The 13745-nt window shown below is 41.8% G+C and carries 11 protein-coding genes and 1 riboswitch; of the genes, 2 read left to right on the top strand and 9 right to left on the bottom strand.

From position 1 onward, the window contains the following. Nucleotides 1–6: 6 nt before the first annotated feature. The 5 genes from V514_RS0115215 to V514_RS0115195 form a co-directional block, all read right to left on the bottom strand. Nucleotides 7–594, bottom strand: a complete 588-nt coding sequence (locus tag V514_RS0115215) for a nitrous oxide reductase accessory protein NosL (RefSeq protein WP_029500745.1) — start codon at nucleotides 592–594, stop codon at nucleotides 7–9. 133 nt (nucleotides 595–727) lie between these two features. Continuing rightward, on the bottom strand, nucleotides 728–1552 hold the full coding sequence (gene nadE, locus V514_RS0115210) for an ammonia-dependent NAD(+) synthetase (protein WP_029500744.1): 825 nt from the start codon (nucleotides 1550–1552) through the stop codon (nucleotides 728–730). Nucleotides 1553–1554: 2 nt separating this feature from the next. Beyond that, nucleotides 1555–3036: a nicotinate phosphoribosyltransferase gene (locus V514_RS0115205; RefSeq protein ID WP_029500743.1), complete on the bottom strand. Its 1482-nt coding sequence runs from the start codon at nucleotides 3034–3036 to the stop codon at nucleotides 1555–1557. A gap of 289 nt (nucleotides 3037–3325) precedes the next feature. Continuing rightward, nucleotides 3326–3817, bottom strand: coding sequence for a methylated-DNA--[protein]-cysteine S-methyltransferase (locus V514_RS0115200; protein WP_029500742.1), 492 nt, complete (start codon nucleotides 3815–3817; stop codon nucleotides 3326–3328). Further along, nucleotides 3814–4380, bottom strand: coding sequence for a bifunctional transcriptional activator/DNA repair enzyme AdaA (locus V514_RS0115195; RefSeq protein ID WP_035945008.1), 567 nt, complete (start codon nucleotides 4378–4380; stop codon nucleotides 3814–3816). The genes V514_RS0115200 and V514_RS0115195 overlap by 4 nt, the downstream gene beginning before the upstream one ends. A gap of 135 nt (nucleotides 4381–4515) precedes the next feature. On the opposite strand from V514_RS0115195, the gene V514_RS0115190 reads away from it, so the two are divergent. Next, complete coding sequence (locus tag V514_RS0115190; protein WP_029500740.1) at nucleotides 4516–5232, top strand: ABC transporter ATP-binding protein; 717 nt, start codon at nucleotides 4516–4518, stop codon at nucleotides 5230–5232. Beyond that, on the top strand, nucleotides 5229–5993 hold the full coding sequence (locus V514_RS0115185) for an ABC transporter permease (protein WP_029500739.1): 765 nt from the start codon (nucleotides 5229–5231) through the stop codon (nucleotides 5991–5993). Before V514_RS0115190 ends, V514_RS0115185 begins: the two co-directional genes overlap by 4 nt. Before the next feature lie 323 nt (nucleotides 5994–6316). Here V514_RS0115185 and V514_RS0115180 read toward each other — a convergent pair whose 3' ends face one another. The 4 genes from V514_RS0115180 to V514_RS0115165 form a co-directional block, all read right to left on the bottom strand. Next, entirely contained in the window at nucleotides 6317–6922 is a 606-nt protein-coding gene (locus V514_RS0115180; protein ID WP_029500738.1) for a response regulator transcription factor, read from the bottom strand. A 38-nt stretch (nucleotides 6923–6960) separates the two neighbouring features. Continuing rightward, nucleotides 6961–7983: a fatty acid desaturase gene (locus V514_RS0115175; RefSeq protein ID WP_029500737.1), complete on the bottom strand. Its 1023-nt coding sequence runs from the start codon at nucleotides 7981–7983 to the stop codon at nucleotides 6961–6963. Nucleotides 7984–8171: 188 nt separating this feature from the next. Continuing rightward, complete coding sequence (gene metH, locus V514_RS0115170; protein ID WP_029500736.1) at nucleotides 8172–11600, bottom strand: methionine synthase; 3429 nt, start codon at nucleotides 11598–11600, stop codon at nucleotides 8172–8174. Then, entirely contained in the window at nucleotides 11581–13440 is a 1860-nt protein-coding gene (locus V514_RS0115165) for a bifunctional homocysteine S-methyltransferase/methylenetetrahydrofolate reductase (RefSeq protein WP_029500735.1), read from the bottom strand. The genes metH and V514_RS0115165 overlap by 20 nt, the downstream gene beginning before the upstream one ends. 85 nt (nucleotides 13441–13525) lie before the next feature. After that, nucleotides 13526–13627, bottom strand: a riboswitch (SAM riboswitch). Between the last annotated feature and the right edge of the window lie 118 nt (nucleotides 13628–13745).

Here is a 13745-nt window from a genome sequence, read left to right as displayed (position 1 = left end):
TTATTATTAATGCCCTTGCGATTGTTCTGAATCAGAATGCTCGCTGTTCATTTCCATCTTCATTTTCATTTTTTCATGTGCTTTATCATCAATATCACTTACAGCTACGATTTTTGAGCCATCGTTGTCAGCAACGAATTTTTCAGCTGCTGTTTTTTGTGTGAAGTATGCAAAGCCATAGTTCATTGGCGTTTTAATATCACCAGCTACGATTGTCGCATCATCAAGTTTAACCCAATCTTTCGAATCATAGTCGCGTACAAATTTTTCAAGCGTCACTTTATGATCGCGTTCATAATTTAGCATACAACCTGCATCATCAAAAAATAAGTTTTTGCCTTTTTCATCGATTGCTTGTGCAGTAAAGGCACCCATTTTATTGTCCTTATGGTATACCTTCATATTACAAAATGCACACTTTTCATCTTTTGCAGGTTCTTTTAAGCGGTCGTCAACTGGTGTTGCTACTGCTTTGTCCCCCGCTGTCGTTGTTTCTGTTTGCGCTGGAGCCGGAGCCGCCTTTTCATCGTCCGAGCCACAGCCTGCTAACAATAGTCCCGCAACCATCATCGTTGCACCTAATTTGTATTTCACGTCAACAAAACTCCCTTCAAAATATTACCTATCTTTTATTGTAACGAGCAATTGTGAAATAAGATGGAAATCAATTTGACGGTTTCGACACAGCAAAAAAAGAGGCTAGGAAAAATCCCCAACCTCTCGTTTGCTATTTCCAAAAATCATCATACACCGTAATTGGTAAATGACGTTTATGTTTTGTTTTTAAGTAGTGACCTTCTAAAATTTTTTGGGCCGCTTCATCGATTTTTTTACCTTCTAAGTAGTCATCGATTTGTTCATATGTCACACCGAGTGCCTCTTCATCTGCAATGCCTGGACGATTTTCCTCTAAATCAGCAGTCGGCGTTTTTTCATATAAATGCACAGGGCAATCAAGCGCTTGTAACAATGCTTTCCCTTGACGTTTATTTAAGCGCCAAATCGGCGTTAAATCGGCCGCCCCGTCACCAAACTTCGTGTAGAAACCGGTAATTGCTTCAGCCGCATGATCGGTACCAATGACAACACCGCCATTTGCTGCTGCAATCGCAAACTGTACTTTCATACGTTCGCGGGCTTTTTCATTGCCCTTCACAAAATCACTTAGTTCAATACCGGCATCGTGCAATGCGCTGACACCTGCATCAACGGCTGGTTTCACATTAACGGTATACGTTTTTGTCGGTTCAATAAATGCTAGTGCATCGTCACAATCCGCTTCGTCCGCTTGAATGCCATACGGTAGACGTACTGCCCAAAATGAATAGTTTTCTTCGCCTGCTTCAGCGTTTAGTTCATTCACCGCTAGTTGCGTTAGTTTCCCTGCCAGCGTCGAATCTTGACCGCCTGAAATCCCTAATACAAAGCCTTTTACGAAGCTATGTTTTTGTGCATAACCTTTTAAGAAATCAATCGTACGACGTATTTCCTGCTGTGTGTCAATGACTGGTAGTACGCGCAGTTCTTCAATAATTTGTTGTTGCAACGTCATCTTTATGCCCCCTCGATTTCGTCAACAGTACGTTGGACCATTTCCTTTACTTCCTCGATATTGCGCATTTTATTGTCCCAGCATTTTTGACTTAAATCAACTGGGTATGCTTCTGGGTTTAATGAACGTTTATACTCATCCCATAATTGTCCGAGATTTGCAAAAGCGTATTGTTTCATGTCCTCTACAGATGGAGATGTGTAAATCACTTCACCTTTTTCGATGACTTTTTCATGTAAGTTTTTCGCTTCAAAGTTTGTCACAAATTTTGAAATAAACGTGTGAACAGGGTGGAACATTTTTAAACGTTCCTCCGTACTTGGGTCTTCATCATGCATACAAATGTAGTCGCCCTCTGCTTTGCCGTTTTCGCGGTCGATAATACGGTACACTTTTTTATGCCCTGGTGTCGTTACTTTTTCAGCATTCGCTGAAATTTTAATCGTATCTTGCATCACGCCATGTTCATCTTCAATCGACACAATTTTATAAACTGCGCCGAGTGCTGGTTGATCATATGCTGTAATGATTTTCGTGCCGATTCCCCATAAATCAACACGCGCATTTTGAGCACGCAAATTCAACATTGTATATTCATCTAAATCATTTGACACGACAATTTTTGCGTCTGAGAAGCCCGCTTCGTCTAACATACGGCGCGCTTCTTTTGATAAGAACGCAATATCGCCGCTATCTAAGCGCACACCAATAAAATTAATTTTATCGCCAAGTTCTTTCGCTACTTTAATCGCCATCGGTACACCTGATTTTAATGTATCGTATGTGTCGACTAAAAATACGCAATCTTTATGGCGGCGTGCATACGCATGGAATGCCTCATAATCGCTACGGTATGATTGTACAAGTGAATGTGCATGCGTACCCGCAACAGGTAAATCAAAGAGTTTCCCTGCACGCACGTTACTTGTCGAATCAAAGCCGCCGATAATGGCTGCACGCGTCCCCCAAATAGCAGCGTCCATTTCCTGTGCTCGGCGCGTACCAAATTCCATGACGGTTTCTTCGCCAGCGACGTGTTTAATACGACTTGCTTTTGTAGCGATTAGCGTTTGATAATTGACGATATTAAGAAGCGCAGTCTCGATTAATTGTGCTTCCACTAACGATGCTTCAATACGCACGATTGGTTCGTTGCCAAACACGAGCTCCCCTTCAATCATCGAATACATCTCACCGGTAAAGCGGATGCCACGTAAATAGTCGATAAAGTCCTCTTTGTATCCTACTTCTTGTTGTAAGTAAGCTAAGTCTGTCTCACTAAATTTAAAATTGCGTAAATACTCAAGCATACGCTCTAATCCTGCAAATACCGCATAGCCATTATCAAATGGCAGTTTTCTAAAATAAAGTTCAAAAATTGCCTTGCGATTATGAATGCCGTCCGCCCAATACGTTTCAGCCATATTGATTTGATAAAGGTCTGTATGTAACGCTAAGCTATCATCTGGATAGATTGATTTCATCATAATTAGTCCCTTCTTCCAAAAGTTAATTTAAGAACGCTTTACACTTCTTAATTACGTTCCCCAAAATACCTTTTAATATGCAAATTCGTTTCTACTTCTAAGAAACCTATGTATAAGCATGATACATCGTAACAAACTAAGCGCTTTGCGTCATCTACAACCTTCGCCTCGTTGTCTTTACATAGGTCTATTATAGCCTTTTCAGTTGAAATTAAAAGCACACTGACTTGTCAGCAGTCGCTACGATAAAAAAAGAGGCCCGCATTCATTGCTAGCCTCGTACACCTTATTCTTTATACGCTGTAATTCCTTCGATACGCAACAACATTTTCTTCATCGGCATGCCGCTACTGAATCCTGTCAGCTTACCATTTTTACCGATTACGCGATGACAAGGAATCGCGACAAGCACGGGATTACGTCCAATTGCATTTGCTACTGCACGTACCGCAGACGGTCGACCAATCGCTTCGGCAACATCTGAATACGTCCATACCTCACCATATGGAATCGTCATCAGCATTTTCCAAACGTTTTGTTGAAGCTCGGTACCAGCGACATCTAATGTCACATCAAAGCGCTGTAATTCCCCGTCAAAATAAGCAGCAAACTGCGCACGATACGCCGCCATTGCGCCATCGTTTTCCACAAGTGTTGCGCGCCGCTTCGCTGCAAAATCATAAAGCCTCTGTTCGTCATTTCCGACATAACATAAGCCTTCCGCAGTCGCTGCTAAATACAGTACGTCATGTGGTACTTTTAATGTTGTATAATTCATCGGTCGTTCCTCACTTTCAACTGATATTGTTTTGGTGTCAGCTGTTCTTGCGCCTTAAACACCGCAATAAAATAAGCACTACTATGGAAGCCAACGCGCTCAGCGATGTCATTTATCGTTAATGTTGTTTCTTCTAATAAACGTTTTGCTTCAATTAATCGCAACTGCTGCATATATTTTGCCGGCGTCACGCCCATGATTTCTTTATAAATACGATGCAGATGAAACTTGCTTCCATGAAAGCGCTCAGCTAACATATCAAGCGTTAATTCATACATATAATGTGTTTCTAAATAATCGTTAATAAGCGATACCCATTCTTCATTTGGTAATTTTAAATTTGCCGGGCGACAACGCTTACACGGTCGAAAGCCCTGTTCCATCGCCAATTCGAGCGAGCTGAAAATGCACACCTTATCGCGATGTGGGAGCCGTGACGTGCAGCTTGGCTTACAGCATATTTTTGTCGAGCGCACCGCATATACAAAACGCTCATTATACGTCACATCATTTGTAGTGATGGCTAACCATTCCTCATCCGTTGGCATCGTTCCGCATTTCATCACTAGAGGTGCACCTCCTTTTCTTTCATTATATAGCAGTTTTTTAGTGAATCGAATTTTTCGTACTATACGCGCAATAATTTAATAATTTTTAGCGAAACCTATGATACGCTAATTAGTAAGGAGGTGTTGTGCATGACTGCAGCGATAACATTCAACGATGTTTGTGTCACAATTCAAGGCACACAAATTATTCACGATGTTTCAGGTTTGTTTCCAAAAGGGAAAATCACAACATTAATCGGTCCATCAGGTGCTGGGAAAACGACCATTTTAAAATTGTGCAACGGGCTCTTGTCAGCCACGTCAGGTGCTATTATGTATAATGGCCAACCGCTGACAAGCTACGATCCGATTGCGTTGCGGCGCTGCGTTGGCATGGCCCTTCAAGGTGCTCCGATGATTAAAGGAAGCGTCTATGACAATTTGAAGTTACCGAAGCAATTGCAAGGTGACAAATTGCTTGAAGCAGATGCCATTGTCGCGCTTACACAGGTCGGTTTAGACGCAAAAATGATACATAAAAAGGCGCATGACCTCTCTGGTGGTCAGCGCCAAAAATTATCGATTGCACGCACGCTCATTAATCCAACGGACGTTTTATTATTAGATGAAATCACATCGGCTCTTGATCCATATGCGGTCAGTGAAATCGAACAACTAATTATCGACATGAAAAACCGCGGTGTGACGATTATTTGGATTACGCATAATTTGGCGCAAGCACAGCGCATTGGTGATTATATGTGGCTTATGCAACGCGGCGAATTGATTGAGAGCGGGCCAATTGAGTTACTCGAAACATCAAACAATGAGCGCGTACAACAGTTTATGCGAGGTGAACTCGTATGACGTATACAGCACTTGCTATTACACTCGCGTTTGTTTGTATTCCACTCGTCTTATCAAAAGCACTCAATTTAAAACTCGGTGCCGACGTTACGATTGCGACGATTCGAGCGATTGTTCAACTGCTCGCAATTGGCTATGTATTACAGCTTATTTTCAATCAACAAAATGTTCTGTATAGCTTTTTAATGGTGGCGATTATGATTCTTGTCGCGACGTTAAATGCACGTAAAAAAGGCGCCCAAATCGACGGTATTACGTGGAAATTGGCGCTAAGTTTATGTGCGATTGAAGGCATCGTTATGGGCGTGCTACTCGGCTTTCATATCGTCCCTGCGACAGCGCAGTATATTATTCCATTAAGCGGTATGGCAATCGGCAACTCGATGGTCATGAGTATTTTATTTCTCAACCGCTTCACAGTAGAAATTGAAGCACATGAACAAGAAGTCGAGCTTATTTTATCGCTTGGTGGTACGCCTAAACAAGCGATTCATCGACAGCTCATCGCCTCGATTAAAGCGAGTATGTTGCCAACAATTGAAAGCCAAAAAACGATTGGCCTCGTACAACTCCCCGGGATGATGAGCGGTCAAATTATTGCCGGTGCCGATCCAATGCAAGCGGTGATGTTTCAATTGCTCGTTCAGTTTATGCTACTAACGACCGCTTCCGTATCAAGCGTATTGCTTGGCTTCCTCAGCTACCGCACTTTATTTAATCAGAAACTGCAAATAATTCCAGAAAAATTTACCGGACAATAAAAATCGCCTTCCCTATTCCATGTAGGGAAGGCGACTTTTTTGTCATAATATTACTGTGTACCGTACTCAACGTTACCTATTTTATAGAAACAATTCAATAGCAAGTAACGAATCGCTTTAAAATTGGTCAGAAACGAGCCATTTACCGCATATACCATTGAAATCTATACATAAGTGAACGCATTTGGAACTTCTTGGCAAAGAAATGTACTACACATCTTGAGTATATACTCTAAAATTAGCATATTCAATTTTTCTGCCTAACGTCAATATTCGTCCAATTTGAGCCGGTCATTTTAATATTTTACGATATTGAATGGTCATTATTTATTCCAACCTTTTTCTTTATAACGCACAATTGCTTCGATGCGGTTGCTGACTTCGAGCTTGTCCAAAATTGTCGAAATATAATTGCGCACCGTTCCCGGTGATAGAAACAGCTCCTTCGCAATTTCTTTCGTTGTTTTACCTTCTGCTACAAGACCGAGCACTTCCGTTTCACGTTCGGTCAATGGGTTTTCAACCGTTTCTTCGTAAACAATATCAATTAGCTCTGGTGCATACATGCGACGCCCATCCATAATGACACGAATCGCATTCACAAGCTCTTCAATCGGGCTGTCTTTTAATAAATAGCCACGCACGCCAGCTTTCTTTGCGCGCTCAAAATAACCAGGTCTTGCAAATGTCGTTAAGATGACGACTTTAAAATCTTGACCCTTAATTTCCTCAGCTACATCAAGACCGGTTTTTTCAGGCATTTCAATATCCATAATGATGATATCTGGTTGATAGAGGCGAATTGCTTCTAACGCCTCAACGCCATTGCGTGCTGCCGCCACTACTTCCATGTCATCTTCCATATTAATTAATGCCTGCATCGCACCAAGCAACATCCCTTGGTCCTCCGCTAACACGATTTTAATCATGTGAGACTCACTTCCTTACGCCCTATTTTATATGCTTATTATAGCAAACCTCTATTAGAAGCGCTCTTTAATGCCGCATACTCTTTGAATGTAATAAAGCGTTTGTTTGAAGCATCATACAATTTGTAGCGTAATGATTCAAAGCTTGTTTTTAATGTAATCGTCGTCACCCGTTGTAGTGGTGGTGTTTTTTCATGCGCTTCTTCTAATTCATAGTTTGGAATACGTGGCGCTAAGTGATGTACGTGGTGATAACCGATGTTACCAGAAATCCATTGTAATACTTTTGGTAATTGGTAATACGAGCTTCCTTCTACGGCCGCTTTAACATAGTCCCATTCGTTCTCATTTTCGAAATAAGAATCTTCGAATGTATGCTGAATATAGAACAACCAAATGCCAAGTACTGCTGCCACATACATTGAAATACCTTGTACGAGTAACATTGCTTGCCAGCCGAATAATAGGCTCATAACGACAAGCATAACGACAAGCGCAATCGTTGTGTAATACGTGTTAAGACGTTCTTTTTTCTTCGCATTTTTAGCGTTCATGCGATTTGATACTAAAATTAAATAAAGTGGTCCAATGCCGAACATGATTAGTGGATTTCGATACGAACGGTAGCAAAAACGTTGCCATTTTGATGCTTCATTATATTCCTCTGTCGTCATCATCCAAATGTCACCAACACCGCGCTCATCTAAATTTGAGCTTGATGCGTGGTGGATTAAATGCTCACGTTTCCATTGTTCATATGGAAATGTTGTTAAAACGCCTGTGATATTACCTACTAACGCATTTAACTTTTTGTTTTTGAAAAACGAGCCATGTGTGCAATCGTGGAAAATAATAAATGTACGTACGACAAAGCCGCTCGCAATTACTGCACAGACGATTGAAATGATAGGTGATATATGAAATAAGCCGTAACCTGCTCCCCATAATAACAGTAGCGGTACGAGTGTATTGATCAATTGGCGAATACTCATGCCCATCTCAGATTTCGAAAACGGCGCAACAGCTTTTTTAAGTTCTTTAATTTTTTCGCGATCCGTCATTTTTTTGCCTCCAACTAATTTATTCTCCATAGTATAAAACAAATTAGTACTAGGTCACATAGGTGGATGTCACACATAACTTATGACATTCATCACTAGTTAAGCGACAAAAAACGTTAATTTGTCGATTAGCACCTCATTTAAAAAAAATAAAAAAGAGAAGAAGTCATACCTTCCTCTCTTTCAAATTAAACGTTGAAGTAACGTGCATCTGGATGTGAGAACATCATCGCTGAAACTGATGCCTCTGGATCCATCATAAATTCTTCCGTTAAATTCACACCGATATCTTCAGGATGAATCAAGCCAAATAATTTCTTTTGGTCTTCTAAGTTTGGACAAGCAGGGTAGCCATATGAGAAGCGCTGCCCTTGATACTTCGCCGCGAAACGGTCGCGCATCGTAAAGTCCACGCCATCTGGATAACCAGCATGGTCACGCATTTCTTGGTGCACACGCTCCGCTAAACCTTCCGCAAGCTCAAGTGCAGTTGCTTGTAGCGCATGCATTTCAAGGAATTTCCCTTGCTCTTTTAATTGCTGTGCTTTCTCGCGAATGCCTTTACCAGCTGTTACTTGTAGGAAACCAACATAGTCCATTTCGCCACTCTCTTTTGTTTTCAAGAAATCCGCTAAACATAGGAATGGCGCCTTCTCTTGACGAGGGAATGTGAAGCGCTCGATTTCAGTGACGCCGTCTTTATCGTAAATGATAACATCATCGCCGTCTGCTTGTGCTTTAAAGAATTGATACATCGCTTTTGGATGCAGTAAATCCGATTGTAAGTAGCCACGTACTAATTCATATAGCTCAACTGCACGTTTGTCGCCATCTTTAATCATATCTTCTTTGAAGCCTTTTAAGCCTAAATGATGGCCAATTAATGTACGAAGATTGACATATGGATATAAATACGCTGGTGTGTAGTCGCGCAGTACGTGACGATCCAAATCATTTGGCACATAAACCGGCACATCACTACGCACCGTTTTGGCGGGACGAGCTTTTACTGCTACAGCTGGGCGTTCTGCGCGATTCGCATCTTGTACTTTACGTTTTTCTTGTGCTTCTAAAATTTCTGTTAATAAGCCTTCGCGATCATCGCTCATCAGGCGATTGATCGTTTCAAGACCTTGCATCGCATCTTTGGCATACATGACCGGACCATCGTAGTTAGCAGCAATTTTCGTATCCGTGAAACGACGAGATAGCGCCGCACCACCAACGATAATCGGTGTATCAATGCCCGCTTCTTTAAAGTCCTGTGCGGTCACAACCATTTGCTGTGCTGATTTTACAAGTAGCCCTGAAAGACCAACGATATCTGGATTTTCTTTACGAATCGCTTCGATTAACGTTTGCGGCGTTACTTTAATACCAAGGTCAACAACAGTATAACCATTGTTACTCATAATAATATCGACTAAATTTTTACCGATATCATGCACGTCACCTTTTACGGTCGCAATGAGCATTTTCCCTTTCCCAACGTCATCGGCGCTTTTTTCCATGTATTGCTCTAAGTGTGCTACCGCTGCCTTCATGACACCAGCAGATTGTAATACTTCCGCTACGATTAATTGGTTTTCATTAAATAGCTTACCTACTGTCGCCATACCTTGCATCAGTGGTCCATTAATAATATCAAGTGGCGCATCGTATATTTCACGCGCTGCCTCTAAATCATCAATTAAGCCTTCTTTCGTACCTTCTAAAATATAGTATGCAAGACGCTCTGGCACTGTTTTTGGAATATCATCTTCAGTTTTTTCTTTCTTTTTATCGCGATAGAAATCCGTAAATACCGCTAATGTTTCATCTGTTGTATTAAATAATAAATCATTTGCGAGCTTGATTTCTTGTTCTGGAATGGATGCGTAACGCTCTAATTTTTCAGTATTGACAATCGCATAGTCAAGTCCGGCTTGTGTACAGTTATATAAATACACTGCATTTAAAATTTCACGACCAACTGGCGGTAAACCGAATGACACATTCGAAACGCCAAGGATCGTTAATGCGCGTGGTAATTTTTCTTTAATTAAACGAATTCCTTCAATTGTTTCAACCGCTGAGCCGATGTATTGCTCATCCCCTGTCCCAACCGGGAATACAAGTGGGTCAAAAATAATATCTTCCGGCGCAATATCCCATTTATTAACGAGTAAATCATATTCGCGCTCGGCAATTTCAAGTTTGCGGTGGCGGTCAACAGCCATCCCTTTTTCATCGATTGTACCGATAACAATAGAGGCACCATATTTTTTCACAAGTGGTAGTACCGCATCAAAGCGTTCCTCGCCATCTTCTAAGTTGATTGAGTTAATAATGGCCTTCCCTTGTGAATATTTCAGCGCTTCTTCAATTACTTTTTCGTCAGTCGAGTCAATGACGAATGGTACTTTTACTTTTTTCACAACTTCTTCCATATAATTGCGAATATCTTCAAGCTCATCGCGGTCGGGGTTCGCTAAACAAACATCTAGTACGTGCGCACCGTTTTTCACTTGCGCACGAGCGATTTCTGCCGCTTCCTCAAACTTTCCTTCAACGATTAAACGTTTGAATTTACGTGAACCGATAACGTTTGTACGTTCCCCAACGAATAGTGGACGCATTGAATCATCGTACATTAACGGCTCAATACCTGAGACCATATGCGGGTGGTCATGGCCAGGGCGTGGGCGCGGCGCTTTATCTTTTACCGCCTCGCGAATCGCACGAATATGTGCGGGTGTCGTACCACAGCATCCACCGATAACATTTAACCATCCTTTATCAGCAAAGCCCGCGAGCTTTTTCGATAATGATTCTGGTGTTTCGTGATAATGGCCTTCTTCATCTGGCAAACCGGCGTTTGGATAACAACTAACGTAGCTCGTTGCCACTTCTGATAATGTACGGATATGATCGGTCATAAACTCTGGTCCTGTCGCACAGTTTAGGCCGACAGATAGCGGTTTAATATGCTCAATTGAAATGTAGAATGCATCGATTGTTTGACCAGCAAGCGTTGTCCCCATTGGCTCAATCGTACCCGAAATCATGATTGGCAATTCTTTACCAAGCTCTTCAAATGCTTGCTTAATCCCTAACGTACCTGCTTTTACATTCAGCATATCTTGTGATGTTTCCATTAATAAAACATCCGCGCCGCCATCAATTAAACCTTTTGCCTGCACGTAAAAATCATGCGTTAGTGCATCAAATGTCGTACCACCTGTTACCGATAATGTTTTCGTTGTCGGCCCTAAACCACCGGCAACATAACGTGGCCATTCCGGTGTCGAAAGTTCATTGGCAGCTTCTACTGCAAGCTCAACAGCACGTTTATTAATTTCGTATGCTTTGTCTCCTAAACCATATTCATTTAATACGAGTGGTGTACCACCGAATGTATTCGTTGTAACGATATCTGCACCCGCTTCAAAATAAGCGCGGTGAATGTCGCGGACAACATCTGGACGTGTTAAATTCAGATTTTCATTACAGCCATCTAAATCTTCGCCACCAAAATCATCGGCTGTTAGATCGGCGTTTTGTAGCATCGTTCCCATCGCACCATCTAAAATTAAAATATGATCTTGAATGCGGTCCTCAATGCGTTGCTTCGACATTTGCTTGTTCCCCCTTGGTTTGTACATCTAGTTGCTTAATATAATCAATTAACTCGACCGTCATGTCATAGCGCATAAACGGTGTAATTAAATAAATTCCTTTAAATAATGGTGCTGCGACGTCGATTAATTCTTTCGCAATCGCCAGACCTTCTGCACGCGCGCGGTCTTTATCTTCTCCGCAATCTTTCATACGTGCTAAAACTTCTTCCGATAACTTAATGCCAGGTACTTCATTGTGTAAAAATTCTGAGTTGCGTAGGCTCGTTAGTGGCATAATCCCTAAGAAAATTGGTTCTTCAATATGCTTCGTCGCCTCGTACACTTCGATAATTTTTTCCTTCGTATAGACAGGCTGTGAAATAAAGTAATCGGCACCAGCGGCGATTTTCTTTTCTAAACGCGGTACTGCACGCTCAACATTACGCACGTTTGGATTGAAAGCACCCGCTACTGAGAAGTTGGCTTTTTTACGAAGCGGCTTTCCTGAGAATGAAATGCCGTCGTTTAATTTTTTAATAAGCTCTAGTAGCTCGATACTTGAAACGTCATAAACACTCGTCGCGCCTGGGAAATCGCCCACTTTTGTCGGGTCACCTGTCACTGCTAAAATATCGGTAATGCCTAGTGCATCAAGCCCCATTAAATGCGACTGTAAGCCAATTAAGTTGCGGTCGCGGCATGTGATATGTGCGAGTGCACGCACGTTTTTCTCATATTTTAAACGTGCGCCCATCGCCATATTACTAACGCGTGGTGATGCAAGCGAGTTGTCAGCCATCGTCACCGCATCAGCTCCAGCATCTTGTAAAATACGTGCGCCTTCAACGAACGCATCCGTTTCTAAATGACGTGGCGTATCTAGTTCCACGATAATCGTACGCTGTTTTTTTGCTTGTACATGCAGTGGTTCATGCACCGCAGCATCGGCATCTTTAATAATCGCTGACTTTTTCTTTTCAACGATTTTTGCTTTGATTGGTGGAAGGTCTGCTAAACGTTTTTTCACTTCAGCAATATGCGCTGGTGTCGTACCACAGCACCCACCAATTAAGCGCACACCTTCATCGCGTAATAATACCGCAGCGCGACCAAAATAATCCGCTTCTGATTCATAAACAATCTTGCCATCTTCAACATCAAGCAAGCTCGCATTTGGATAAGCTGATAAGAAAGCAGTCTCTGGAAGCTCCACGTTTTCAAACGCTTGAATCGTATGATGCGGGCCTAAGCGGCAGTTCACACCGACGATATTGGCGCCAAGTGACTCCAATGTATGCAGCGCATCATTTAGCGCTAAACCATTTTGCAATACACCTGGCTCATGCATTGACACTTGTGCGATAATCGGCAGCTCCGTGCGTGCACGCAATGCTTTTACGAGCGCTGAAATTTCTTCAAAGTCATAAAATGTTTCAAGCAGTAGGCCATCAACGTCACCTGCAATTAAAATATCTGCTTGCGCAAGTAAAGCCTCTAAAATTTCCGCTAGTGATTCATCTGCTTTACGAATGCCTCGAATACCGCCAATTGTTCCTAACACGTATTGTCCACCAGGTGCTGCAGCGCGCTTAGCAATTGCTACAGCTCCTTCATTGATGGCTTGCACTTGATCTTCAATACCGTAACGCGCTAATTTAATAGCGTTTGCTGTATATGTATTCGTTTGAATAATATCTGCGCCCGAATCGATATAACGTTTATGAATATCCTCGATAATTTCTGGCTTTGAAACGTTTAACTCTTCATAACAATAGTCAATTCCATATGAATAAAGCAGCGTGCCCATTGCACCGTCCGCCGTTAATACTTTCGTTTGTAAATCATTCAGCAATCCCATCTATGAACTTCCCTTCTATTTATCAATCTCCCCAATAAAAAACCCCTCTTAATCGTCAGAATAAGAAGGGATATGTGCATAGTCCTTCTTATCTTTTAAGGTCGCTACCTTCTGGAATTAGCACCTGACCTTTCGGCTGGTTGCTGAAGCTTCATCGGGCCAGTCCCTCCGCTTCTCTTGATAAGAAATTGATTTAATTTTTAGAATATTACATGAATGATACCGCTAACGTGAAAGAACGTCAATAGTTCTGTCTTTTTTTCATGATTTTCATGCAAAAATAGACAAACAATGTAACAAAGAAC

This window comes from Kurthia huakuii LAM0618 (assembly GCF_000505545.1).
GTDB classification, from domain to species: domain Bacteria; phylum Bacillota; class Bacilli; order Bacillales_A; family Planococcaceae; genus Kurthia; species Kurthia huakuii.
This window is presented reverse-complemented; position numbering and strand designations above follow the sequence as displayed.